Source organism: Lactobacillus sp. UMNPBX12 (assembly GCF_002553955.1).
Taxonomy (GTDB): Bacteria; Bacillota; Bacilli; order Lactobacillales; family Lactobacillaceae; genus Lactobacillus; species Lactobacillus crispatus.
In genome coordinates, this window is the sequence record NZ_PCYY01000005.1 from 1 (window position 1) to 24,015 (window position 24,015).

28 protein-coding genes, 2 tRNA genes and 1 other annotated feature are annotated in these 24,015 nt (G+C 36.3%); of the genes, 11 read left to right on the forward strand and 19 right to left on the reverse strand.

The window, feature by feature from the left end; translation table 11 throughout:
- The 6 genes from CP363_RS11125 to CP363_RS10910 all read right to left on the reverse strand — a co-directional run.
- Positions 1-139, reverse strand: a 139-nt coding sequence (locus CP363_RS11125; RefSeq protein ID WP_143468711.1) for a MerR family transcriptional regulator, incomplete at its 3' end; no start/stop codon positions are given.
- A gap of 206 nt (positions 140-345) precedes the next feature.
- Positions 346-603, reverse strand: a complete 258-nt coding sequence (locus CP363_RS02965) for a Txe/YoeB family addiction module toxin (RefSeq protein WP_025006274.1) — start codon at positions 601-603, stop codon at positions 346-348.
- Positions 600-875, reverse strand: a complete 276-nt coding sequence (locus tag CP363_RS02970; RefSeq protein ID WP_013087009.1) for a type II toxin-antitoxin system Phd/YefM family antitoxin — start codon at positions 873-875, stop codon at positions 600-602. Before CP363_RS02970 ends, CP363_RS02965 begins: the two co-directional genes overlap by 4 nt.
- Before the next feature lie 193 nt (positions 876-1,068).
- The gene (locus CP363_RS02975) at positions 1,069-2,295 is read right to left on the reverse strand and encodes an MFS transporter (protein WP_098035822.1); all 1,227 of its coding nucleotides are present in this window, start codon (positions 2,293-2,295) and stop codon (positions 1,069-1,071) included.
- A gap of 235 nt (positions 2,296-2,530) precedes the next feature.
- Entirely contained in the window at positions 2,531-3,418 is an 888-nt protein-coding gene (locus tag CP363_RS10905) for an ABC transporter ATP-binding protein (protein ID WP_089143396.1), read from the reverse strand.
- A gap of 60 nt (positions 3,419-3,478) precedes the next feature.
- Positions 3,479-4,129: an ABC transporter transmembrane domain-containing protein gene (locus tag CP363_RS10910; RefSeq protein ID WP_198995327.1), complete on the reverse strand. Its 651-nt coding sequence runs from the start codon at positions 4,127-4,129 to the stop codon at positions 3,479-3,481.
- 200 nt (positions 4,130-4,329) lie between these two features.
- Between CP363_RS10910 and CP363_RS02985 the strand changes: the two genes are divergently transcribed.
- From CP363_RS02985 to CP363_RS02995, 3 genes are all read left to right on the forward strand, one after another.
- Entirely contained in the window at positions 4,330-4,740 is a 411-nt protein-coding gene (locus tag CP363_RS02985) for a type II toxin-antitoxin system RelB/DinJ family antitoxin (protein ID WP_068813499.1), read from the forward strand.
- A gap of 5 nt (positions 4,741-4,745) precedes the next feature.
- Complete coding sequence (locus CP363_RS02990) at positions 4,746-5,039, forward strand: type II toxin-antitoxin system RelE/ParE family toxin (protein WP_223876144.1); 294 nt, start codon at positions 4,746-4,748, stop codon at positions 5,037-5,039.
- A gap of 69 nt (positions 5,040-5,108) precedes the next feature.
- On the forward strand, positions 5,109-5,795 hold the full coding sequence (locus CP363_RS02995; RefSeq protein WP_089149842.1) for a type 1 glutamine amidotransferase: 687 nt from the start codon (positions 5,109-5,111) through the stop codon (positions 5,793-5,795).
- A gap of 44 nt (positions 5,796-5,839) precedes the next feature.
- Here CP363_RS02995 and CP363_RS03000 read toward each other — a convergent pair whose 3' ends face one another.
- Positions 5,840-6,325, reverse strand: coding sequence for a C40 family peptidase (locus CP363_RS03000; RefSeq protein ID WP_098035823.1), 486 nt, complete (start codon positions 6,323-6,325; stop codon positions 5,840-5,842).
- A gap of 194 nt (positions 6,326-6,519) precedes the next feature.
- Here CP363_RS03000 and CP363_RS03005 point away from each other — a divergent pair, with 194 nt between their 5' ends.
- Both CP363_RS03005 and CP363_RS03015 read left to right on the forward strand, forming a co-directional pair.
- Complete coding sequence (locus CP363_RS03005; RefSeq protein WP_065991101.1) at positions 6,520-6,870, forward strand: ABC transporter substrate-binding protein; 351 nt, start codon at positions 6,520-6,522, stop codon at positions 6,868-6,870.
- 392 nt (positions 6,871-7,262) lie between these two features.
- The gene (locus CP363_RS03015; RefSeq protein WP_065991097.1) at positions 7,263-7,544 is read left to right on the forward strand and encodes a hypothetical protein; all 282 of its coding nucleotides are present in this window, start codon (positions 7,263-7,265) and stop codon (positions 7,542-7,544) included.
- 20 nt (positions 7,545-7,564) lie between these two features.
- Here CP363_RS03015 and CP363_RS03020 read toward each other — a convergent pair whose 3' ends face one another.
- The 5 genes from CP363_RS03020 to CP363_RS03040 all read right to left on the reverse strand — a co-directional run bounded on the left by CP363_RS03020 (position 7,565) and on the right by CP363_RS03040 (position 11,597).
- Entirely contained in the window at positions 7,565-8,494 is a 930-nt protein-coding gene (locus CP363_RS03020) for a DMT family transporter (protein ID WP_098035825.1), read from the reverse strand.
- Between the two features lie 77 nt (positions 8,495-8,571).
- Positions 8,572-9,492 (reverse strand): DMT family transporter, encoded by a 921-nt coding sequence (locus tag CP363_RS03025; RefSeq protein ID WP_013087018.1) that lies wholly within the window; start codon positions 9,490-9,492, stop codon positions 8,572-8,574.
- 82 nt (positions 9,493-9,574) lie between these two features.
- Positions 9,575-10,240, reverse strand: a complete 666-nt coding sequence (locus CP363_RS03030) for a DMT family transporter (protein ID WP_089150760.1) — start codon at positions 10,238-10,240, stop codon at positions 9,575-9,577.
- 65 nt (positions 10,241-10,305) lie between these two features.
- Positions 10,306-10,950 carry a hypothetical protein gene (locus CP363_RS03035; RefSeq protein WP_089150761.1) on the reverse strand — a complete coding sequence of 215 codons (645 nt, stop codon included), beginning with the start codon at positions 10,948-10,950 and terminating at the stop codon, positions 10,306-10,308.
- Positions 10,951-10,964: 14 nt separating this feature from the next.
- On the reverse strand, positions 10,965-11,597 hold the full coding sequence (locus CP363_RS03040) for a hypothetical protein (protein ID WP_089147566.1): 633 nt from the start codon (positions 11,595-11,597) through the stop codon (positions 10,965-10,967).
- A gap of 111 nt (positions 11,598-11,708) precedes the next feature.
- On the opposite strand from CP363_RS03040, the gene CP363_RS03045 reads away from it, so the two are divergent.
- A complete protein-coding gene (locus tag CP363_RS03045; protein WP_098035826.1) occupies positions 11,709-12,740 on the forward strand; it encodes a YdcF family protein in 1,032 nt (343 codons plus the stop codon).
- 179 nt (positions 12,741-12,919) lie between these two features.
- Positions 12,920-14,317 (forward strand): ATP-binding cassette domain-containing protein, encoded by a 1,398-nt coding sequence (locus tag CP363_RS03050; protein ID WP_089145952.1) that lies wholly within the window; start codon positions 12,920-12,922, stop codon positions 14,315-14,317.
- Between the two features lie 25 nt (positions 14,318-14,342).
- On the opposite strand, the gene CP363_RS03055 is transcribed toward CP363_RS03050, so the two are convergent.
- From CP363_RS03055 to CP363_RS03075, 5 genes are all read right to left on the reverse strand, one after another.
- The gene (locus CP363_RS03055; RefSeq protein WP_023487742.1) at positions 14,343-14,837 is read right to left on the reverse strand and encodes a hypothetical protein; all 495 of its coding nucleotides are present in this window, start codon (positions 14,835-14,837) and stop codon (positions 14,343-14,345) included.
- 104 nt (positions 14,838-14,941) lie between these two features.
- Positions 14,942-15,301, reverse strand: a complete 360-nt coding sequence (locus tag CP363_RS03060; protein WP_005720016.1) for a hypothetical protein — start codon at positions 15,299-15,301, stop codon at positions 14,942-14,944.
- Between the two features lie 93 nt (positions 15,302-15,394).
- Entirely contained in the window at positions 15,395-15,721 is a 327-nt protein-coding gene (locus CP363_RS03065; protein WP_223875832.1) for a YxeA family protein, read from the reverse strand.
- Between the two features lie 113 nt (positions 15,722-15,834).
- Positions 15,835-17,133: an adenylosuccinate lyase gene (purB, locus tag CP363_RS03070; protein ID WP_098035827.1), complete on the reverse strand. Its 1,299-nt coding sequence runs from the start codon at positions 17,131-17,133 to the stop codon at positions 15,835-15,837.
- Positions 17,134-17,136: 3 nt separating this feature from the next.
- A complete protein-coding gene (locus CP363_RS03075) occupies positions 17,137-18,426 on the reverse strand; it encodes an adenylosuccinate synthase (protein WP_005720011.1) in 1,290 nt (429 codons plus the stop codon).
- 197 nt (positions 18,427-18,623) lie between these two features.
- On the opposite strand from CP363_RS03075, the gene CP363_RS03080 reads away from it, so the two are divergent.
- The 3 genes from CP363_RS03080 (at position 18,624) to CP363_RS03090 (ending at position 19,969) form a co-directional block, all read left to right on the forward strand.
- Positions 18,624-19,616: a GMP reductase gene (locus CP363_RS03080; protein WP_098035828.1), complete on the forward strand. Its 993-nt coding sequence runs from the start codon at positions 18,624-18,626 to the stop codon at positions 19,614-19,616.
- Positions 19,617-19,813: 197 nt separating this feature from the next.
- Positions 19,814-19,887: transfer RNA gene (locus tag CP363_RS03085), tRNA-Arg, on the forward strand.
- Positions 19,888-19,895: 8 nt separating this feature from the next.
- A tRNA-Pro gene (locus CP363_RS03090) sits at positions 19,896-19,969 on the forward strand.
- A gap of 76 nt (positions 19,970-20,045) precedes the next feature.
- Here the strand turns inward: CP363_RS03090 and CP363_RS03095 are convergent.
- Positions 20,046-21,104 (reverse strand): DUF871 domain-containing protein, encoded by a 1,059-nt coding sequence (locus tag CP363_RS03095; protein ID WP_005720009.1) that lies wholly within the window; start codon positions 21,102-21,104, stop codon positions 20,046-20,048.
- 124 nt (positions 21,105-21,228) lie between these two features.
- Positions 21,229-21,478: a binding site (T-box leader), on the forward strand.
- Positions 21,479-21,539: 61 nt separating this feature from the next.
- Here CP363_RS03095 and asnA point away from each other — a divergent pair.
- Positions 21,540-22,553 (forward strand): aspartate--ammonia ligase, encoded by a 1,014-nt coding sequence (asnA, locus tag CP363_RS03100; protein WP_023487748.1) that lies wholly within the window; start codon positions 21,540-21,542, stop codon positions 22,551-22,553.
- A 64-nt stretch (positions 22,554-22,617) separates the two neighbouring features.
- Here asnA and CP363_RS03105 read toward each other — a convergent pair whose 3' ends face one another.
- Positions 22,618-24,009: an APC family permease gene (locus CP363_RS03105; RefSeq protein ID WP_089143219.1), complete on the reverse strand. Its 1,392-nt coding sequence runs from the start codon at positions 24,007-24,009 to the stop codon at positions 22,618-22,620.
- Positions 24,010-24,015 lie beyond the last annotated feature (6 nt).

Here is a 24,015-nt window from a genome sequence, read left to right on the forward strand (position 1 = left end):
GCTCTGATTGATAGTAAAATCGTCTGTTGTTAGCTGTTCGATGAGCTTTTAATTTCCCAGCTCGATCCCAGCTTTGAAGAGTGAACGGCGCTTTGCCAAGATAGGCAGCAGCTTCTTTTAAATACATAATTCTAGACATAAAAAAATCTCACCACCTTGTAGCGAGATTATAGCACACTTTATAACGCTTAAGAAACACAATTACACATATATTTTTTAAACTTGTTGAAACTCCAATTTTCATAGCAATCCCCCTGTCCAATTTTAATAAAAATAGCACTTTATATTTTTTAGTCAATGAAAAAAGCAGCAATGAAATTAATCATTGCTGCAAAACTCCAATTATCAATAGTGATCCTTACATGAATATATAGTTATCATTGATTTATGACAATCATAGACGATCCGATTTTTCGAATCGATTCGTCTTGACCATAACCCTGATAGATTTCTCTTTAAGGGCTCAGGCTTACCAATACCTGTAAATGGATGTCTTTTCATATCTTTCACAAGATCGTTTATTCTTGATACCTTTTTATAATCACCATCGTCATACCAATACACATAGTCGTTCCAACCATCATCCGTCCATGCTACGATCATGATTTTGTTACCTGCTCAGGATCAATTAGTTCATGTTGCTTTATCGTGCCTTCACTAACTTGTTTACGCCCTCTTTCAATCTTGTCCATTAGGTATTGATTAGATTGAATTTCTAATGTCTCAACCAAGGCATCATAATCTTCTTTACCTAATACAACCACATTATCCTCTGGTTCTTTATTAGTTACGATCAAAGGTTCACTATCATCATTGACTTGCTTAAAATAATGCTTTAAATTTTTACGAAAATTACTGTAATTAACCGCATCCATAGACTAATCCCTCCTTATATTGTACAACTTATTGTACTATATTTTTACTTATATTACTACCAAAAGCAATAATCGTAAATGGTTGAAAAAATGATTAACCATGGGACAGTTCAATTAGAGACACATTGTGGTGATCATTTGACCGCTCTTCTTTACAAAAAAAGCAATGATCTAGTCGACCACTGCTATTTATTTACTTCTTTTTCTCAATCACAAAATAATATCCTGCTGTCAAAATTTGAGCAACTCCCTCAAGTGCAATCGCCCAATCTGCACCAAAACGCGCTACAATCAGCCCGCCTAAAAATGAGCCAATCGGAATCATCGATGATAGAATCGAGTCATTGATCGTCTCTACTCGACCTAAAACATGCGGACTAAAGCTCTCTTGCACCAACACTTCGAAGTTAATATTCATCATCACAATCCATAATTCGGACGTGAAAAACAGAATTAACAGCAAAATTGGCATCCCTTTGGGTACAGCTGGCTCAAGCACAATCGCCAAGCCAGACAATGCCAGACATACAACGACCAATCTTTCAATTTTATTTTTATCAAAAGTTAGCCGTTGAATTAACATGCTGCCAACTAGCCCACCTATTGATGAAGCTAGTTCTAAACTACCATAGCCAATCGCTGATTTAGTCAAATGCTCCGTTGCAAAATAAGGCAGACCAACAGACGAAATCCCATAGAACAAGTTAGTCACTGCAAAAGGCATGATAAAGCGTGCTATCTTGTCTTCTTGTTTCAAAGTCTGCCAGCCCTTAAGCAGATCTTGCCAATAGTTTTCCGTAAAATACTCGCTCGTAGATTCAGGCAACAATAATTTCCTGGGCAGAATCAACTTGGTATAAAAGGCTAGAGCACCTGCAAAAAATACTGCAGAAATGATCACTGTGAAATCAAGTGACACCCAAGTAATCAATAATGTTGCCGCTGCATTCAAGAACAAATCCAGCGTCTTATAAGTCATTTGAAAAACGCCGTTTACTTTAGTTAGTTTCGTTTTCGAAACGATGACTGGTAAAATTTTTTCTTCTGCAGGATAAATCAAAGTCGAGCCAATCGTTGAAATAACGTATATTGCTAACAAAAACCAAATTGTTAGATTTTGCCACAGCTTAGCTTGAAACAACAACGTCGCTATAACGCTAGTAACGATCTGCACTACCGTTACAATTTTAAGCATCTTTTTGATATAGATGCGATCAATTAGTGGACCCAAAGTAAACGACAGCATATCAATTGATGAGTCCGCAATGAAAATCAGGGACAAAATCACTGGTGAATTAAAGCGCACCTTAAAGAACCACAAAATTGCCATGTAAAATAGTGAATCTGCGATGTTAGTTAACACTCGTCCAGCTAATAATCGTCTGACATTGACATTTTCTTTTTCGATTAAGTTAAACATTTTCCCATTCCTTTTCACAACACTGCTAATGTCGCTGAAAGCCAGGGAAAATTACTATTCAGTTGTAGTTTAAAATCCCAGACTTTCAGCTAAAAATCTGGGTTAAGCCTTAAGTAGCGTTTGACGAATGAAAGGAAATAATTCATTCTCAAACTTAAACCTAAAATGTCGCGCATTTTAGTCCTCGCTTTCTGTAAAAATTAAGGTAATTATAGCACGAATACACGAATAATAGTTACTCTATTCTCATGTTTTTAGCATTTTCATTCACTTGCAAATCGTGACTTATGATAATAACCAAATTAGTCTGCGCTATTTCCTGCAATAACTTTAACAAATCATTTTGTAGTTCAGGATAGATATTCGCCAATGGCTCATCTAGTAAAAAGCATTGTGCATTAGTTTTCAAAATAGCAGAATATAATTTCACTAATTGTATTTCGCCTGTTGATAGTTCACTCATCTCTCTATCTAAAACTTTCTCAATTTTAAATTGTGATGAATTAAAGACTTTTGCAAAATACTCATTTTTATCAATCTGACTTTTATTAGGATATGATCCTAAATAGTCTCTTACAGAACAATTAGGAAGCGGTGTATCTTGAAATAGACAACTTATATTCGATTCTCTCAGTTTTCTTTTATTAATCAAATCAGCATTTACACCATTTATGGTGATTTTTCCTTCTTTTTTTGGTGTATATAATCCTATTATTGTTCTAAGAAAAGTTGATTTTCCGATTCCATTTCTACCCCTTACAACATAAAATCCAGGAGCAACAAAAGTAGCAGAAATTTTTCTAGTAAACAATGGTGTTTTTCCATCTAAATAAATATTAAAATCCTGTACCTGAATCGAATTTATTTTGGAAACTGCTTTTTCACCATCTTGCTCATCTTTCATGGATAGTAAATTGTTGATTCTCAGCCGGGCTACCCTGAATGATTCAAAGTTAAACAAAATAGAAAAAGCTTCATCTACTTCTCCCAAAAGTTGGTCAAAATATTGAAAAATGATTGAAAAAGAACCAATTGTCATTCTTCCAGAAATGACTGATAAACCACCATTAATGAACAATACTAATTGAAAAATCAGTTGTAAAATAATTTCACTATTAGACATATTCAAATTAAGAAGAAAATCTCGTTTGGCAACGCCTAAAAGCGTTCTTTTTGTACTGCTCTATCTTTCATTTTCTATTTTCTCTCTTTGATTACCCTTTATTTCAATGTATCTACTTAACCATTCGGTAAAGCCTGAAAAGTATTCATTATAGGCTTCTTTCAACTTCAAACTAACTTTGAAAATCTTAGGCCGTAAAAATAAATATATGACACTATATGCAGGCAACAGGATCACTATCAGTAACAAAAAACTAGAGCCAGCTGTAAATGAATACGTAAAAATCAAGACTGAGGAAAGCACGATTGAAATTATTTGATTTGCAGTTTGGAAGAAAAAAGTCAACACTTCAGTAGTGTCCTCAGTAATTCTGTCTGCCATTCGAACTGAATTCATTTTTGTGACTTTCAGTGTATCCTTTGAATACAATTCCTTTATTATTGCATCGTTAACTTCTATATTTATTTTTCTGAATTCTAGAATTTGAATTTTATTCATGAAATATGACAACAAAAGTCTTATAAGACTTAGGGTGATTATTAATATAATGCTGCGTATAAATGAATCTCTATCAGCCTTATACACTAAAGAATTTAGCAGCATTCCTTCCAAATAAACATTAAAAGTTAAAATGCCAGTACTGATAATATTCATTCCTAATAGAAGCCAATATTCAACTTTATACTTTTTATCAATTTTGCTAAAAATCATATGCATAGCGTCACCTAATTCTGAACAGCAATCCAAGATATTAAAATATGATGAATATAAAATTAGACAAATTCTATATTTTTATTACTCCTATGTCAATACTAAAAAGATTGATTTTATTTCACTTTCCTGCCTGTATCTGATAATATGTAGTCATCAACTATCTAATAACTACATTTTTACTACACAGAGGTGCAATTATGACTGAAAAAGCTGCAATTAACATCCGTGTTAATAAAGAAACTAAGCAAAACGCAGAGAAAGTATTAAACAAACTAGGCATCCCTATGTCAGTTGCAATTGATATGTACTTACGTCAAATTGCATTAACTGATAGTATTCCTTTTGATCTCTCCTCAAAGAAAAGAGAAAATAGAAACGATCACGATACTGCAATGATGGTCGCAGAAGCTACAGCTCAATATGAGGTCGCTAAGTCTAGCTGGGAGGACAAATTAGCTGAAATCACTCCTGATTGGATGAATATGAACAAGATGACCAAGGAACAACTTGAAGCAAGATTAGCTAAACATGCTCAAGATGCAAGAAATGGTAAAGGTATTGAGATTAGCAAAGCGTTTGATAAGTTAAATAAGGAGTTAGGAATATAAGCATTATGCAAAAATACATAATCAAAGTAACACCTAACGTAACTATAGCACTTAAAGAAATATACCAGTCTATTTTAAAAGTATCTCAATCTCACCAAACAGCTCAAAATTATGTAGAAGATCTTGAGCAAACTATGCAAGCGTTAAATTATTTTCCAGAAAGATATAGAAAAACTCCTTCAGGAAAATACCGACGAGTTAATTTCAAAAAATATGCTCTATTCTACTTTATCGAAAACGATACTGTACACATTATTGATGTCATACTAGCTTCATCAAGTACAGTATTCAAATATTAATCCTTTGCCCCATTCTAGCTATTAAGCTATACTAGACAGAAGAAATTAAACAAACTAAGGGACAATAAAATGAGCGATAAATTAATTAAAATTGCATATCTCTACGAAGATTTAATGAATACTTACGGTGACTCAGGCGATGTTAAAATCTTGAGCTTTTTGCTAAAGCGTGAAGGCTACGACACTCAAGTTGATAATATTTCACTTGGTGACGAATTCAACGCCTTTGACTACGATTTCGTTTTCTTCGGCGGCGGCCAGGACTTTGAACAAACTGTTGTCGCTAAAGACTTACCACGTCACAAAGAAACACTTGATAAATACATCAATGATGACAAACCTATGCTCTGCATTTGTGGTGGTTACCAACTAATGGGTAGTTACTACAAGACTAATTCTGGCGTAACTATTCCAGGTTTGGATATTTTGCCACTTCACACTGTCTTCAAGAGCGACAAGCGAATGATTGGTGATACCCGTTACATGACCGAATGGGGCGAAGTTAAGGCTTTTGAAAACCATTCAGGTCAAACTTACTTCGACAATAAGGATAAGCTGCACCCCCTCGGAGACATGATCGAAGGTTACGGCAACAATCCACAAGACCACGTTGAAGGCTTGCGTTACCGCAACTTTATTGGTTCATACTCACATGGTCCATTACTCAAGAACACTAACGTAGCTAATGCCATTATGAAAATGATTCTTGATTGGCACAAAGAGCGAGTTAGCGAAGCAGAAAAAGTCACAGAATAAAAAATCCCAGTCAGAAATTCTGACTGGGACTTTTCATTATCAAATTAATTTAAAACACGTTTAGCTGCTGATGGATAAAAGTAGGCACTGATAGATTGCTTTCTTACTCCTTGACTAGGAGTTGCAGCATGCACATATTGTCCATCGCCAACGTAAATACCAACGTGGTAAGGAGCTGAAGCTGAGCCCCAGAATAGCAAGTCGCCTTTCTTAAGATGACTTAATGAAACCTTTTTACCCTTAGTAACTTGACCATAAGTAGTTCTAGGTAGTGTCTTTTTAGCAGCCTTTTTATAAACGTATTGAGCTAAGCCAGAGCAGTCAAAGGCTGAAGGACCAGTAGCCCCATAAACGTAACTCTTACCAACTTGTTCTTTAGCAAGCTTAACTACGGCGTTACGTTTTTCTGTTTTGCTTTGACTAGCTGCTTGGACAGTTTGTGTTTGAAGTGGAACATTAATGTATGAAATTCCTGTAAAAAATACTGACAAAACTGTGGCAAACTTAACTAAACTACGTTTAAAACTCAATTTATTTCCCCTTAACACTTCTTATCTTTCAACGTTTTCTATATTACCGGAGAAATATTACAGTCTTGTTTTAAAATGACTACTATAAAATTAAGCAATGTAACAAAATCTGCTATTTCTTGTAAATTTTGCTTAACTTGAAAAACACTATAATTTTCTATATGCTTAATACATTAATTTAGGAGTTTTTTATTATGGATAAGATAGATAGTTATGTACGCCACTTTTTAATATTAATCGCGCTAATTTTAGGACTTTCACTCGTTTCAGAACTGCGCGAAATTATTGCCTATGACTCATCTACCATTGGCATTATCTCTTTAACTACTGCCATTATCTGCACTTTTGCCTCAGGTATTACATTGCAATTTCACAAGCTTAACTGGCTTACGATCAGTCTAATCTTAATTCTTTCTGCAATCGTAATTCTATTCTGGTTCAAGACCTATACTTTTGGTCTCGTTGTCAGCATTTTTCTGATTTATAACATCATTGTATTTTTGGTTTGTGTTACTAATCTAATTTTTCAAAAGAAGGTTGAATAGTTAACTTCTATATCAGTCGTTGATCTCTATAAAAACTTCAGCTTAAATTGTCTATCTTTATGAAAAACATAAAATTAGGAAGGAATAATTATGACTAGCATTATTTATCGCTGTTACAATTATGGCGATATTCACCGCGATTAGCATCTATAAAATTATCAATGCACGCGTAACCTATAAAAAGTATTATCCTTATCGAAAATTAGTTACTGTAACTTTGATTAGTCTTCCGTGGATATTTCTAGTTTTTCCATTTACTCTAGATTGGAGTACTTATATCGCTTTAGTAATAGTCAGAATTCCATATACAATCATCTGGAGTTTATTAACTGCAGTTGGAATATATATTGATATCAAGATGCAAAACAATTATCGACATCACAGGAACAACAATGGACACTAAAATTTTAACAGCAATCATCTTAATTATCGTAGTAATTGTACTAGCCTACTCACCATTTTATAAAAAATATCAACTATTTTACTTGAATAAAGTAGGCTATTGGGATATCCTAATTCAATTCCTAGTAATCGCAGGTATCAACTTATTCATTGGATTAAAATACGGTCTAGGTGCCCTGTTTCTATTGATTGTTCCCGTTCCACTAGACATTATTTTCTTAATCTCGATGATTTATTCTTACTTTAAAATTAGGAAAATGAAACACAAATAGCTCTTAAAAAACGGAGCCAACTAAAGCTCCGTTTTTTGCTTGATCTTATTTTTCTTCTGTTTCGGCGTCAAATTCAAAGCCATCGCTGCCACAACCACAAGGATTGAACCAACCCAATCCATTGGCATCATTACTAAGTTAAAGAATATTACAGAACCTATCGTTGCAGAAAATGGTTCAAAAGCATCTAATAAACTTACAGTTGATGGAATTACATACCGCAGCGCGTTTGCCATAATTTGAAACGGAATAATCGTCCCAATTACAATAACTGCCGCAGTATACAGCCAAACTTCAGGCTTATTGGGAACTGCATGAAATTGCGGATCAATTATCAACAAACTGATTCCAGCAAAAATCATCCCCCAACCTGTTACAACCATACTAGAAACCTTTTTAACAATGTTAACCGGAATCAAAGTATAAGTAGCCTCACCAAAAGCAGACAAAATGCCCCAAAATAGTGCAACTGGCGTAATGGCCAAATGATTAAATTGACCATGAGTTGACAATAAAAACACACCCCAAAAGGCACATAACGCCGCTATGATATCCAATCTACGCATAACTTGCTTGTGCGTGATGGCTAAATATCCTAATACAAAAAATGGCCCAATAAATTGCAAGATTGTCGCAATCGAAGCATTAGCCACTTGAATACACATAAAATAAAATAGCTGTACTGGCAATAACCCAAATATGCCATAGGCTATAATAACCAAAACATTGTGCCTATTTTTCAACGTAGCTATTGGCTTTTGCTTTAAAAATCCTGAGGCAATTAATAAAACTGCCCCTGAAATAATCAATCTGACTTGGGTTAACCACATTGGTGTTAATTTAGGACTAATATCAAACAATCCTTTAGCGAATAATCCTGACACACCCCACATTACAGCTGCCATTGCTGCTAGAAATGTCCACAATCTTCGTGTTTTTGCTGGTACCATCTCGTTCACCTTTTTCTTTCTCATTCATCTAATAATTAAACCACAAAAATAAGGATACCTACTAGGCATCCTCAACTTTATTGATGAGCTTTTTTAACTTTCTTTTTCTTAGGTGAAATATTCAAGGCCATAGCTGCCAGCACAACTAAAATCGAACCAATCCAGTCCATTGGGGTCATCACCAAACCAAAGCAAATAACTGAACCAACGGTTGCAGAAAAAGGCTCAAAAGCATCTAGCAAACTTGCCGTTGATGCCTTGATAAAGCGCAGCGAATTAGTCATTAATTGGAATGGAATCAGGGTTCCAATCACAATCACTGCCACCACATCTAGCCATACATGTGGCGTATTCGGAATATGCGGCATCTGTGGGTGCACAATCATTAGGCAAATTCCCGCTGACAGCAATCCCCAACCTGTAACGACTAAACTAGAAACTCGCTTCAACACACTGATTGGAATTAATGTATTGGTCGCAACTCCAACAGCTGAAAGCAAACCCCAGAATAGAACGCTAGGCGTTAAAGCAAAGTGATTAAAACGCCCATGTGTCGCCAGCAATACTACGCCAATAAAGGCACAGATGGCAGCAAGCACATCTATTCGCCGCATTACTTGCTTATGCGTTACAGCTAGGTAGCCCATTACAAAAAAGGGACCAACAAATTGTAAAATCGTGGCAATCGAAGCATTAGCTTGTTGTACTACAATAAAGTAAAACAATTGGACTGGTAATAAACCAAAAATCCCATATGCGATAATCGTCCACGCGTCATGCTTATTTTTCATTGTAGCGATTGGCTTTTGCTTTAATACGCCAGCTACAATTAACAAAATAATGCCTGAAGTTACCATTCTAATCTGTGATAGCCACATTGGTGTAATGTCAGGACTAGTATTAAATAGACTCTTAGCAAATAGACCTGATATTCCCCACATTACGCAAGCTAATCCAGCTAAAAAGGCCCACAGGCGCCGTTGTTTTTGTGTAACCATTCTTTTTAATCCCCAACTTTTCTAAAACTAACATACTCTATCATAACAAAAACGGGCTAGCTTGAACTAGTCCGTTAATTTTTTATTCATCGTTTTTCTTAATTGGGTTTCTGCTAGGCATTAGCTGCATGAATGTAGCAACAATAATTAAAAAGCCACCAAACATGTCCATTGGGCCAAAGTCCGCATGAAGCAGTGAAACTGACAGGATCGTTGCAATCAGTGGCTCGAAGGCTCCAAGCATCCCTACCGTACTTGGTTCAATATACTGCACACTAGATAAGTACATTGTATAAGCTAACAATGTTCCACCAATAATAATATAAACCATTACCCAAACATCAACTGGTGCAAGTTTTGTCATTGGTTGAGTGAAGTAAATTGGTAAAAAGGCAATGCCTGCAACCAACATTGCTGCGCCGATTACTGGAATCGGCCCATACTTTTTGAATAATTTTCCAGGTAATACTGTATTAATCGCTTCAGAAAAAGCCGCAATTAAGCCCCAGAAACAAGCAAGCGGTGATAAAGCAAGTTGATCGAATCTGCCACCTATAGCCAAGATGAAGGTTCCTACAACTGCTACCACAATTGAAATCGCATCAATTCTTCGTGGCCACATCTTACTTCTCAATGAAGAATATATAATTATGAAAACTGGCGCTAAAAATTGAATCACCGTACCCGATGCACCCCAAAAACAGGCACCGACAACAGCTAAAGTCAATCCTTTATAACGCTGATTCACATTCACACATCCTTTAGATTAATGTTTTTCATTGTAACATGGGCTAAAGGAAAGGTTCAATGCTTCTAAAGTTGATTTAATCTATATAACGTATAACCTGACACGCTAGCCAATAAGCCGATTGTAAAAAGCAACCAAGATTCTGGATGAAAGGCAATTAAAACAAGTGAAAGAAAGCCTGCTGCTAAACTAGAATTGCGTTCCATTCGCTTTTTGCCAAAAAGCAGACCACACATAATGCCAAACATAGTTAGCACATAAAATGAGTCAACTAACAGTAACAAATTCTCAATAATTGCTAGATCACTTGGCTTTACTTTTACACTCAAATCAGTAAAAATCTGAGCACAGCTAAAAAATACCATCACAAATGCAGCTAAGATCGTGATAAAGCTAATCGTACGAAAAACTGACTTCACCTTTTGAGTTGGCGTTTCATCGATAAAGGTTTTTAAGAAAAACTCGTGATCTTTTTTTGCTACTACAGCTCTGCCCGTCTTCTTGTCATACCAGTTCAATAGACCAGAACCAATTAGCATAATAGCAATCACAGCAAACTGGATGACAATTAAACGCATGAAAATTGGAAAGGCATAGATTACCGTCAATAACAAAATTACTACATAGATCAGCTCTGCATAAAGAAAGAAATGCAGACGCTGTTTATTTTTGAAAATAGTTTGGAATGTTTTTGAATTAGGATCTTGCATAAGACTTCTCCCCACTAAATCTTATTACGAAAACTCAACCAGAAATTTGCCCCACTGAGAATCAAGCCAATAACAGTAGCTACTTGCATGCTTGGCTGCATGAAAAGCAAGATCAGTGATAAAACAACAGTTAAAACGCTAGACGCACGAATTAATTTACGATTTCCACCTAAAATACCGACCTCCACACAAAAGAGTAGAACAACATATAGGCCATCACCAATCAGCCAAACATTTTCAAAGAGATTGGCAAAATTACCGGTAAGCGGCTTAGCCAAAATGTCAGTCCAAAGCTGACGTGCAAAAGCAATACTTAAACCGATATTTGCCCAAAAGAGCAAGAATTCAAATAAGCGAAGAAATACGTTTTTAGTAAATCTAATACTAGTCAGTGTTTCCCAGAATGTATCGTGTTTTTTAATCACTATCCTTCGATCAAGAAAGGCACCAATTGAATAATAAATCAGAATTGCAATCCCTTGAAATGCAATCAAATGCATAAAAACTTTAAAGTCAAACATCAATGTGAATAGTAAAACTACTACATAAACTAACTCAAAATATAATACACAGCGACTAAACTTTCGCTCGCTAAGCCAGTGCTTCAATTCTCTTTTATTCATATGATCACTAATATTGCCATTCATATTCTCACCCTCTTTTAATAATTATCTAATTATGCAAAAATTGTATAATGATTTCAAAATTTTGTCTAGTCCTTTTATAATTGATTTAGTAAATATTTTTCGAGGTAAATTATGAATTATCCCATTTTAATTACTATTTTGATCTTCTTGCTGTGCTTTGGCCGATTCATTTGGATCATTACTCACGAACGTCGTTCCTTACGCGCTGGAGTTAGCTTAGTTATCACCTTATTTAGTTTTTTATTTTTAGGTGTAGTCATTCTGGTTAATATCGCTGACCTTGATCCACATTACAAAGACTGGATTTTGCCATTATTTGTGATTGCGCTATTTGCTGTGATGGCTGGAACGATTATCTTTGCATTAACTTTGATCATTATGTTTTTCTACGATGGCATTAAAATCATTATCAAAGAAGGAAACCGCTGGACAAATTATCTTTCTCTGGGCATGGGGATTTCCATTATCTTCTTCCTATTTTTATATCCTCTTGTGGGACGAATTAGTCATGATAGCTGGTTAAAGTATCCCTATATTTTTCTATGGCTAGTCATCATCTACTTAGTCACTATCATGATGATGTATACTTTAACTTCTTGGATTAATTTAATTAATTGGCACATGCCGCACTTAGACTACATCGTAGTGTTAGGCGCTGGCATTATGGGAACAAAGGTAACACCACTTCTGGCAGCAAGAATTTCCCGGGGAATAGAAATTTATCACAAAAATCCTGGCTCTAAGTTAATCATGTCTGGTGGCCAAGGACCTGGTGAAGACATTCCTGAAGCAGTTGCTATGGCTGAATATGCTGAAAAACTGGGTATTAATAAAAACGATATTATTATCGAAAATAAATCCAAAACTACCCAGCAGAATTTGCAATTTTCACATGCACTGATGAAACCAAATAGTCGCTTCTGTATTGTAACTAGTTCCTACCATGTGTATCGCGCTCTGGTTTTAGCTAAGCGTCAAGACCTCAAGTGTACTGGTTATGGTGCCAAAACTAAATGGTATTTTACTTTAAATGCTTTTGTGCGTGAATTCATTGCATATCTAGTAATTACTAAGAAAATGCAATTGACTATCATCGGTTTTCTAGCAGCTATCATGATTGCTGCTGCCGCATTTCATTTTTAATTTATTGCGTTAAGTTGAGCAACTTAGCGTTTTTTATTGATTTATCTTTTAATTTTTTTATAATTATAGTCAAATCTATAGAAAGCAAGGTGTAACTATGAGGATTCGTAAAAACAACTTGTCAAACTGTCATTAGTCAGGATGACGAGTCCTGACTTTTTCAAAAAAGCAGGTTACTTATGTCAGAAACAAAATTCAATAAAACTCTTCTTAGTGTCAGTCATGTGGATTTTTCCTACCCTAAGCGCAATTTATTCACCGATCTAAATTTTTCTATTGCTAATGGTGAACGTGTTGCTCTAGTTGGGCCTAATGGAATTGGTAAATCTACACTAATTGACCTAATTCGTAAGCAAATCCAACCAGATGATGGACAGATTATTTGTCACGGTGAAATTAATTATGTACCTCAAGTCAATGATCAAACTGTAATTAATGACTCAAAGAGCGCTGGTGAAAAGCGATTAGATTTAATTGAAAATACTATTTGGCTTCCTGGTTCTCTTCTCTTATTGGACGAGCCGACAGTTTACTTAGATGACACAAATATCCAGAATTTACTCTACTTACTCAAGAATTATGATGGAGCAATTCTAGTAGCTAGCCATGATCTGGATTTTATCAACCAACTATGTGAGAGAACTATTATTCTGCAGCCAAATAATGCAGTTTATTACCCAGGAAATTACGCACAGTATCTCGAACAAAAACAATTAGATAAACAAGCCGTACACAATTTTAACGAAAAGCGAGATATATTAAAGCAACAAATTACTGAAAAAGTCTCTACTTTAAAGCAAAAGAGTACTGACTATAATCATTTTGCTAAAACACAAGACAATACTGGTCGCTATCCTTCGCGAAGCCATGATCATGTCCAAAAAGGATTAAATAGTCGGCTTAAGCGAGCTGAACGTGAACTGGCTAAACTTCCAGAGAAACAGCACCTATATCAACATCAACTTAAACTTCCTGAATTTAAAAAGTGGCCGACTAAAATACATAATTACTCTATCAAAATAGATCAATTACTCAGTCCCCAAAATAAGACTTTATTATCTAATACACAGTTAAACTTGCAAACAGCCGATATTATTGGATTAATCGGCCCCAACGGCTGCGGTAAAACAACATTGCTCAAATATTTAGAACACTACATTAATCAGCAGCAATCTTTGCCACCAGCCAGCTACATTGGTTTAAATACGACTAAACAAAAGAAACCTGCCACAGTAGCAGATTTCTTTTACGAGACTATTTTGAGCAAAACTGAAGTTAAGCGTCTTTTAGTTAAAATGGATATGTTTGTCGATTTGACTACAAGACTCACGGATTTGAGTGGTGGCGAATTTGCTAAATTAGCATTAATCAAGCAGCTATACCTTGAACAAGAATCTATTCTATTACTTGATGAGCCAACTAACTATCTTGATCCAGAAAGTGTGACGGCCTTGGCCCAAATGCTAAAACAGTCGCATCTCACTTGTATTATTGCATCCCACAATCGCAAATTTTTAACCCAATTTTGCCAACAAATCTATAAAATTAAGCAGCAAAGACTAATTGAATTGCACTAAAGCATTTCTCTTAAACACATATTTGCTAAGCATATCCTTTACTATCCCCATCTATATTAATGAAGATCACATTTGGTGCTGCAGAAGTTTGGTGCGTTTCTTTATTATATTTACCACCATAATACTCATAACGAGGTTTCCCCTTGCCAAAAGGATCTATTCGGCAAAGAAAGATCACATATGTCGCTTTGAATTCTTTTTCCGGACAGCCACCTAGCCCGCCATAGATTATTTCTTCCTGATAAGCGTTGGCAACTTCCAGAATGTTTTCTCCTGGTTCTTGCGACCCTACTTGAATGATTAACCCGTATTTATTGCGCCTATTGTCTCGCGCAATTACATGTACGATTGCTTTTTCATCTAAGACATTTCTATTTGGATCATCAAGTGATTTTGCTTCCTGAATATTGAGTTCAGGAAGCATTCTTTGTACTGCTGAAAGAAGCTGATCATTATACTTCTTCATAATTCCTGCGGCCAAGTGATCCACCATTGCCGGTGACATTTCATTTTCTAACATAAAAAAATCCTCATTTCTAAAAATCTGAGAGTTTTATTCCCCTATTACTTATTACGCAAAAAAACGCAAAAATTTTTTTCAGAAAATGAAGATTTTTCAATTTTTTAGTTTTCTTTTCTAAAAAATGGACTGAGTAGCGATACAAGCAGGCCGTAAATAAAATACCAGCGATAAATATCTGCCAAGTCTTGATTTTGAATCCACAAAATTATTGCAATTACTGTCAGTAAGCCACCTAAAAAGATTGTTGAACCCATATTTTTATCAGTAAAGAAGCTGATAGCAGCACCTAAGGTAATTAACGCTACCAAACTATAAATTACGATAATCACTGGTCCTTTAGTCTGAACGTTAACATCAAGCATTGGTGCGTTAGTAAACAGCTGCCACACGATAAAACCAGCTAATGCAATGCCACATAGCAATACTAGTAATCTAAAAACAAAAGTTAAAGTCTTTTTCATTATTTTTCTCCTGTATGCATAATAATACTAGTATAACAGCATTACTGTTGCATATGAAAAGCGCTTGGATTATTATTTCCAAACGCTTTTTTACTATTCTTTTGCTTGCATAAATTGTTTTCTAGTGATGTATTTGATTGATTTAACGTATTGCCCCTTGTGTTGAATTGAAATATATTGGCCTGATGGATCGTAGCCACCGACTTTCTTTAACGATATATTCTTTTTAGTCTTAAGATTGTATGCTTTTACGTTGTAATACTGTTGTGTACCTTTATTTACCTTAGCATAACTTATTTCCTGAGAAATAAATGGATTTAATCTATCAGTAAAAGAGTTATGAAATGAAAAAATGCAGATTACTCCCACTACTAGCACTAGTGCCGTTACAAATGCGGTTTTAATAGTACTTTTATTCATAATATTCACCTTCATCGTTCAACTATTGTTATACTAAAATAGTACACCCATTCAGTTACTTTAACAATTGTTTCTAGCAAAAAAACGCTTGGAAAATTCCAAGCGTCTTTCACTTAATCATCTAAACCAAGTTTTTCGAAAATTTCATCAACATGACGCAAGTGATAATGATAATCAAATGCATCATCAATATCTTCCTTGGATAGGTAATTCATAATTTCACTGTTTTCAACCAATGGCTTAAACTGCTTTTGCTCATTCCATGATTTAGCAGTTAGCTTCTGTACCATATCATAAGCTTTTTCACGAGATAGACCTGCTTCATCGATCAACTTAAGCAACACTCGTTGAGAGTAAATTAATCCGTATGTACGATCCATATTCTTACGCATCGTTTCAGGGAATACATCTAAGTTAGTCAAAATCCGGTTGAAACGGTGCAACATGTAGTCAATTCCGATCGTCGTATCAGGCAAGATAACTCGTTCGGCACTTGAATGAGAAATATCACGTTCATGCCATAACGCTACATCCTCGTATGCTGTAACGACGTGACCACGCATTACCCGCGCCATTCCACAAAGGTTTTCTGAGCCAATTGGGTTACGCTTGTGTGGCATTGCAGATGATCCCTTTTGGCCAGCGCGGAAATGTTCCTCAACTTCATGAATTTCACTGCGCTGCAAGCCACGAATTTCTGTCGCCCAATTTTCAATACTAGTAGCAATCAATGCTAATGTCGCAATGTATTCTGCATGCAAATCACGAGGCAATACTTGACTAGTAATTGGCTGTTGTGTCAAACCTAATTGCTTCATTACGCTAGTTTCAACTGCAGGTGGAACATTAGCAAAAGTACCAACAGCACCCGAAATTTTGCCAGATTCAACGCCTTTTGCGGCGTGTTCAAATCGTTCAATATCACGATTGATTTCTGCGTACCAGCGAGCAATCTTGAGACCAAATGTAGTTGGTTCAGCCTGAACGCCATGTGTACGTCCCATTTCTACTGTGTACTTATACTTTTTAGCCTTTTCTGCAATAGTTGCTTTTAATTCGTGCAGATCTTTTCTGATAATCTCATCAGCTTGTTTAAGTAAGTAGCCTTGAGCAGTATCAACCACATCAGTTGAAGTCAAACCAAAGTGCACCCATTTTTTCTCAGAGCCAAGGCTTTCAGACACAGTTCTAGTAAAAGCAACCACGTCATGGTGGGTTACTTGCTCAAGCTCAGCCACACGCTCTGCAGTAAAGCTGGCATTCTTAGCAATCTTCTCCGCATCTGCTTCTGGCACTTCACCGAGTTCTGCCCAAGCCTTTGTTGCGGCAATTTCTACTTCAAGCCAAGCTGCATATTTATTTTCGTCTGTCCAAATTTTCCCCATTTCTGGGCGAGTATAACGTTCAAGCATAAATTACATTTCCCATGGATTCTTCAAAACAATAGTTTGTTCACGATCTGGACCAACTGAAACAGTTACCAAAGGAACGCCAACCAACTCTGAAACGCGGTTCAAGAATTTCTTAGCATTTTCTGGAAGAGCGTCCCAAGTCTTAACTTGAGTAATATCTTCATCCCAAGCTGGAAGTTCTTCATATACAGGCTTACATCTGTATAATTCCTTCAAACTTGCTGGATAATAATCAATCTTTTCACCATCAAGTTCATATGCAGTACAAATCTTGATCTTGTCAAAGCCTGAAAATACATCAAGCAAGTTCAAGCTAAGGCCATTGATACCAGCAACACGCTTTGAGTGACGCAATGCAACGGAGTCAAACCAACCAACACGACGTGGACGACCAGTAACAGTACCGTATTCATGAGCAGTTTCACGAATACGGTCACCAACTTCATCAAGCAATTCAGTTGGGAAAGGACCGGCACCAACACGAGTAGTGTAAGCCTTGCAGACACCAATTACAGTATCAAGACGATTAGCACCTATACCAATACCTGAACAAATACCACCAGAAATAGTATTAGATGAGGTTACAAATGGATAAGTACCTTCATCAATATCAAGCATCACACCTTGCGCACCTTCAAATAAAACTTTCTTATTTTGGTCAAGTGCATCATTCACTAAGACAGAAGTATCAGTTACATACTTCTTCATTCTTTGACCATATTCATAGTATTTATCAAAAATGTCTTCAAATTTAAGTGCTGGCTTACCATAAACCTTAGTAAATAATTCATTCTTTACTTCAAGGTTAGCACGCAATTTTTCTTCAAAGGTGTCTTTTTCAAGCAAATCACAAACGCGGATTCCAATTCTTGAAGCCTTGTCCATGTAAGTTGGTCCAATACCATTCTTAGTAGTACCAATCTTGTTAGCCCCCTTAGCTTCTTCTTGATATTCATCTTGCTTAATATCATAAGGCATAATGATGTGGGCACGATTAGAAATTCTCAAGCCACTAGTATCAATGCCACTCTTTTCAAGATTTTCTAATTCGCCAAACATTACTTCTGGATTGATTACGACACCATTACCAATAACTGTATTGTCCTTGGCTGCAAAAATACCAGAAGGAATTAAACGCATCTTGAAAGTTTGACCATTAATATCAATAGTATGACCTGCGTTGTTACCACCATTTGAACGAACTGCAACTGCAGCATCCTTACTCAAAAAGTCAGTAATCTTTCCCTTACCTTCATCGCCCCATTGGCTTCCTACGACTGCGACTGCTGTCATTTAAAATTCACCTCATAAAAATCTCTATAAATATTACGTATGCTAGTCTAGCAATTAATTTACAAATAATCAATATAAAATCCGAATTATTTTATTTTTAAATTATTTCATAGTTCGATTTTCATATTGACAAACACAAATTATTCCCATATAGTATGTCTCGGTCAACAAACAAGATTAAAGGGAGCAGTTTTAAAATGAGTAACTACTTTAGTATGGAAGCCTTTGACTATGATGATATTCAACTTGTACCTAATAAGGGTATCATCAAAAGCCGTCGTGATGCAGATACCAGTGTCAAATTCGGAAACCGAACATTTAAAATACCGGTTGTTCCTGCCAATATGGAAAGTGTCATTGATGATAACCTTGCTATTTGGCTAGCCCAAAACGATTATTATTACGTAATGCATCGTTTTGAACCCGAAAAGAGAATCCCATTCATCAAAATGATGCATCAAAAAGGATTATTTGCATCTATTTCGGTCGGCATTAAAGACAGTGAATATGATTTTATTGATGAATTAGTCAAGGAAAACCTTAAACCAGAATATATTACTATTGATATAGCTCATGGTCACTCCGTTTACGTGATTAAGATGATCAAGTATATTAAGGAAAAATTACCTGATTCATTTTTAACAGCGGGCAATATTGCTACGCCAGAAGCCGTACGTGAACTCGAAAATGCAGGCGCCGACGCAACCAAGGTTGGTGTGGGACCTGGTAAAGCATGTATTACGAAATTGAAGACTGGCTTTGGTACTGGTGGTTGGCAATTAGCCGCATTAAGAATGTGCAGTAAATCTGCTTCTAAGCCATTAATTGCCGACGGTGGGATTCGTCATAACGGCGATATCGCTAAGTCAATTCGTTTTGGCGCTACCATGGTTATGATTGGTTCAATGCTGGCCGGTCATGAAGAATCACCTGGTAATGTAATCAAAATTAATGGTAAAACTTACAAGCAATACTGGGGCTCAGCCTCTGAGGTTCAAAAAGGTACTTACAAAAATGTAGAAGGTAAGCAAATGTTAGTGCCATACCGTGGCTCAATTAAGGATACTTTAAAAGAAATGAAGGAAGACTTGCAGTCATCCATCTCATACGCTGGTGGTCGCGATCTTAATTCCATTAAGTTAGTCGACTACGTAATCGTTAAAGACAATATTTTTGATGGTGATAAGTAATTTTAATAAAATTTTTGCATTTTTATTATTTTCCTGTTAAGAATATTACGATAATATAGTATTATCTATCTTTTTTCGATAGAATAATATAGGTCGAGTTATTGTAGGGTAGTCAATAACTCGACTTTTTTTGATTATTTTTTAAAAACGATTGGACAGAGTTTTAAATTGTGTTATACTAGTTGTCGTTGATGAATGCGCCCTTAGCGCAACTGGATAGAGTGTCTGACTACGAATCAGAAGGTTGAAGGTTCAAATCCTTCAGGGCGCACTTAAAAACGGGAAATGGCTCAGTTTGGTAGAGCACCTGGTTTGGGACCAGGGGGTCGCAGGTTCGAATCCTGTTTTCCCGATAAGTTAACCGCACTTCATTGAAGTGCGGTTTTTTTGTGTAAAAAAATAAGTATTTCCTCGGAAATACTTATCATGCTATGCCCCTTTAGTAGCTCGTCTAAAGATAATCTGTGTATCTGAATCTACATATTTCAATAACGGTAAATCGTAATCCTTAACCTGGGCCAAAACATTTACTTTCTCATTGCATGGCAAATCGCGTTTAGTAATCTCGATTTCGCCTTCATAACGCGGATACAAATGATTATCAATCGTCACGCTGCCAGTTGGTCTAGCATAAATATTATCTTGCGGCTCTGTTGACAAAAACATCTTTTTTCTGCTTTCCTTTAAGCGAACTACGTCACGCGCCACATCTGGACGATTATGCCAATCATTGCCAAACAATTCTGGTATATCAGTATCTAAATGCAGTGTAATTGCACCCTGTTTTTGATAATTAGTAATCGATTCAATTGCATCCCTCGTAAGTTGCGGATCTCCCACAAAAATGTGATCGCAATCATAATCTTTCAATTCTAAGATCGCAGCTAATGGGTTTTCATATCGCTGCTTCTCCAACGTTGGCAATCCTGCAAAAATTGGTCCACGCAATTTGCCATTTCCTGAAATAAAGGCTGCTGTTTTCAAACCATATTGCTTAAGCCACTCATTCTTCTTTTGCATCCAGTGTGCATCAAGACCTGTTTCAGGACGTGGGTAGAAGTTATGTCCTGCTGTTAATTTTTCAAAATTTGCATTACTATAACGCAGATCATCAATATTTTGTTGCGTAATAATGCTGGCATTTAGAACTATCGGCATTTCTTTGGACAACTTGGCAATAATATCAGTAGAAAATCCATGATCTACTCTAAGACCAGTTAGACTCAAACTTTTAATTTGCTCAACACTATTGACATTAATACCCAAATCTTGCAGATCATCTGCCGTGACATCTGCAATAATTTTCAAGTCTAGTTTTTGACACCAATTAGTTAAGTCCGCCAGCCGATTTAAAATCGTCTCACTATCAGTATCAGGTACAGCTAGCTGAGTAAAAACGCAGGTAAATCCACTATTGCGCATCGTCAGCAAATAATTGTAATTCTCGGACGTCAAATCGTGTCCTAGATAAACAGAAAATCCTAACATTCTTATTCCTCTAAAATTAATTAATTTCTTTTATTATCTATAACTTAAACGCTTTCCTAAATATATTACTACATTTTTTGCTTGCTTTTTTCTAAAAAATAATGTTAAATACATATAAACAAATTAAAAAGCGATGAAAAAGACGAGTAAATAATCTAATTCTTCCCAGTGAATTAGTGCTAGTGTGAAACTAATAGACCCTGGATTATTGAAAAACACTTTTAGCAGCTCACCGAAACAACAATTCTTAGAGTAGGTTGAGACGTCTCCGGTACGTTACCACGCCGGTGGAGCATGATAGTGCTTCATGAGTCGGTCTATTAAAATATAGACAATGTGGGTGGTACCGCGGAAAAAAGCCTTTCGTCCCTGTTTTTTTTAGGGAGCGAAGGGCTTTTTCTTTGCTCTAAGTACATTAGAAAGAGGACTTATATTATGACACTTATTTTACCTAAAGATTATCACCCAACATTAACTGTGCGCGACACTGAAGCTGCGATTGTATTTATTCGTGAAACCTTCCAAGATAAATTGGCAGAAATTCTCGGTTTACAAAGAATGTCAGCTCCAATGTTTGTTGAAAAAAAGACCGGCTTAAACGACAACTTAAATGGTGTTGAACGTCCCGTTGCCTTTGACATGAAGGCAATGCCTAAAGAAGATACTATCGAAGTAGTTCACTCATTGGCTAAATGGAAGAGATTGGCTTTGAAACGCTATGGTTTCGGAATGCATGAAGGACTTTACACCAACATGAACGCCATCCGCCGGGACGAAGATCTTGATAACTTCCACTCTATCTATGTTGACCAATGGGACTGGGAAAAGATTATTAGTAAACAAGAACGCAACACCGACACACTTGAAGTTACTGTGATGAACATTTTTAAGGCAATTAAGGCAACTGAAAAGCTGGTTGCTGCACGCTACCCTGGCTCTACTTACCGCTTAGCTGATCACGTTTCATTTATTACTACTCAAGAATTAGAAGATCGCTGGCCTGATCTTTCTCCAGAAGAGCGTGAAGATAAGATTGCTAAAGAAGAAAAAGCCGTCTTTATTATGAAAATTGGTGACAAGTTAAAGCGTAGTGGTGAACCACACGATGGCCGTGCACCAGACTACGATGATTGGCAATTAAACGGTGACTTAGTCTTCTGGTATGAACCGCTTAACAGTAAGATTGAAATCTCTTCAATGGGGATCCGTGTTAGTGAGGAAAGCTTACGTGAACAACTAAAGAAGGCACATTGCGAAGATCGCGAAAAATTGCCATTCCACCAAATGCTTTTGAAGGGTGAATTACCTTATTCAATCGGCGGCGGAATCGGTCAATCTCGTCTCTGTATGTTGCTGTTAGGTAAGGCTCACATTGGTGAAGTACAAGCTTCTATTTGGCCAGAAGATATGGTTGAGGCTTGTGAAGCTGACGATATTAAGTTGCTGTAATTTTAAGATTTTTTTACATACCAAAAAAGATCCTGCAAAATGTAGGATCTTTTTTCTATTGATTTTATTTCCGTTCTCTTCTAGAAATCCAAGCCATAATGAGTGGCAACAATACAAAGCCAAAGACCATCATCGCAATGGCATACCAGTTAACACCGATAACTTGTCCTGCTGCGTTTACTACACCAAATTGTGCCTTCCAGTTATATTCAACTAACAAGAAGATCACAATCACAACAGATAAAATTGGCACAATAACATCAGTCATAACGCTCTTATTAGCCTTTAAGATATCTTCTTTTGCCTTACCACGGTAAAATTGAATAACTGCTAGAGGTACCACGATGAAACCTAAGAATCTAACCATCGCGCTCAAAGTAATCAAGTTGACCATATTGTATTCAAAGGCCATCGGAATCAAAATTGCCAAGCCAACAGAGATAAAGAAAGTTCTAATTGGGAAGTTATTCTTAGTTCTCTTAGTTAAAGCTTGTGACATCTGACCCTCTCGAGCCATAGCTTCCAGAATACGTGGAGCATTAAAGCTGGAAGCTACGTTGATCCCAAACATTGAAACCAAGGCACCAACTAAGATCACATCACGTAAGATTTCATTATTAAAAATAGCCGCAATCGCTACAACTTGCTTAGTCGTCATTAAAGCGCGTGGATTAAGTACCATCGCTACCGCTACAACGCCGATATAGACAACCGCAATAATTAAGATTGCCAATGGAATTGCTCGTGGCAAGTTCTTTTCAGGGTTCTTCATATCTTCTGAACCAGAAGCTACTGATTCAAAGCCGGTAAAGGCATAGAAGGCTGAAACAATTGCCATGACAAAGGTAGTTGTAGTTAAAGTTGGCACAATTTTCTGACCATTCTGAGTCAATTGATCTACTTGTCCTAGGTTGCTTGATGCACCAGTAGTAATTAACAAAACTACTCCAGCAATAATAATTAACACCAATGCAGCCAACTTACCGATCGTGGCTAAATTCATTACATACTTAACTACTTTTTGACCAAACAAGTTGATCACGGTAATAATTGCCATCAAGATCAAAAAGCCAATTGTGACATTTATTGCCTTATTGGGATTTCCGCCAAAAATTGAAATAGTTGACTTAATTACCCCAACAGCCATTACGCCCCAAGCTACACTGGCTGAGAAGTAACGCAGAACTCCCATATAAAAGCCAATTTTTTTACCAAAAGCGGCCTTGGAATAAGCATAGGCAGCACCAGATTTAGTGACATACTTTGAAGCTGCCGCAAACGAAATGGCCAGAATCGCTGCAAAAATTGCCGCAATTAAATATACAACTAAAGCTTTACTACCGGCTTGCTGTACCACACTACCAGGTGTTAAAAAAATACCTGAACCAATAATGGCATTAATTGCTAATAGTACAATTGACCAAAAGCCTAATTTATCTCCTGTTTTTTCATTCATCTATTT

Coding starts and splice junctions, on each gene's coding strand:
- CP363_RS10910 (WP_198995327.1), bottom strand. CDS start 4,129: ATGATTTTTAGCAAAATTGATAAAAAGTATAAAGTTGAATATTGGCTT.
- CP363_RS03045 (WP_098035826.1), top strand. CDS start 11,709: ATGAATTATCCCATTTTAATTACTATTTTGATCTTCTTGCTGTGCTTT.
- CP363_RS03060 (WP_005720016.1), bottom strand. CDS start 15,301: ATGAAAAAGACTTTAACTTTTGTTTTTAGATTACTAGTATTGCTATGT.
- CP363_RS03035 (WP_089150761.1), bottom strand. CDS start 10,950: ATGCAAGATCCTAATTCAAAAACATTCCAAACTATTTTCAAAAATAAA.
- asnA (WP_023487748.1), top strand. CDS start 21,540: ATGACACTTATTTTACCTAAAGATTATCACCCAACATTAACTGTGCGC.
- CP363_RS02995 (WP_089149842.1), top strand. CDS start 5,109: ATGAGCGATAAATTAATTAAAATTGCATATCTCTACGAAGATTTAATG.
- CP363_RS03005 (WP_065991101.1), top strand. CDS start 6,520: ATGGATAAGATAGATAGTTATGTACGCCACTTTTTAATATTAATCGCG.
- CP363_RS02985 (WP_068813499.1), top strand. CDS start 4,330: ATGACTGAAAAAGCTGCAATTAACATCCGTGTTAATAAAGAAACTAAG.
- CP363_RS02965 (WP_025006274.1), bottom strand. CDS start 603: ATGATCGTAGCATGGACGGATGATGGTTGGAACGACTATGTGTATTGG.
- CP363_RS10905 (WP_089143396.1), bottom strand. CDS start 3,418: ATGTCTAATAGTGAAATTATTTTACAACTGATTTTTCAATTAGTATTG.
- CP363_RS03055 (WP_023487742.1), bottom strand. CDS start 14,837: ATGTTAGAAAATGAAATGTCACCGGCAATGGTGGATCACTTGGCCGCA.
- CP363_RS03075 (WP_005720011.1), bottom strand. CDS start 18,426: ATGACAGCAGTCGCAGTCGTAGGAAGCCAATGGGGCGATGAAGGTAAG.
- CP363_RS03080 (WP_098035828.1), top strand. CDS start 18,624: ATGAGTAACTACTTTAGTATGGAAGCCTTTGACTATGATGATATTCAA.
- CP363_RS02970 (WP_013087009.1), bottom strand. CDS start 875: ATGGATGCGGTTAATTACAGTAATTTTCGTAAAAATTTAAAGCATTAT.
- CP363_RS03015 (WP_065991097.1), top strand. CDS start 7,263: ATGGACACTAAAATTTTAACAGCAATCATCTTAATTATCGTAGTAATT.
- CP363_RS03040 (WP_089147566.1), bottom strand. CDS start 11,597: ATGAATGGCAATATTAGTGATCATATGAATAAAAGAGAATTGAAGCAC.
- purB (WP_098035827.1), bottom strand. CDS start 17,133: ATGCTTGAACGTTATACTCGCCCAGAAATGGGGAAAATTTGGACAGAC.
- CP363_RS03105 (WP_089143219.1), bottom strand. CDS start 24,009: ATGAATGAAAAAACAGGAGATAAATTAGGCTTTTGGTCAATTGTACTA.
- CP363_RS03050 (WP_089145952.1), top strand. CDS start 12,920: ATGTCAGAAACAAAATTCAATAAAACTCTTCTTAGTGTCAGTCATGTG.
- CP363_RS03095 (WP_005720009.1), bottom strand. CDS start 21,104: ATGTTAGGATTTTCTGTTTATCTAGGACACGATTTGACGTCCGAGAAT.
- CP363_RS03025 (WP_013087018.1), bottom strand. CDS start 9,492: ATGGTTACACAAAAACAACGGCGCCTGTGGGCCTTTTTAGCTGGATTA.
- CP363_RS03065 (WP_223875832.1), bottom strand. CDS start 15,721: ATGAATAAAAGTACTATTAAAACCGCATTTGTAACGGCACTAGTGCTA.
- CP363_RS02975 (WP_098035822.1), bottom strand. CDS start 2,295: ATGTTTAACTTAATCGAAAAAGAAAATGTCAATGTCAGACGATTATTA.
- CP363_RS03020 (WP_098035825.1), bottom strand. CDS start 8,494: ATGGTACCAGCAAAAACACGAAGATTGTGGACATTTCTAGCAGCAATG.
- CP363_RS02990 (WP_223876144.1), top strand. CDS start 4,746: ATGCAAAAATACATAATCAAAGTAACACCTAACGTAACTATAGCACTT.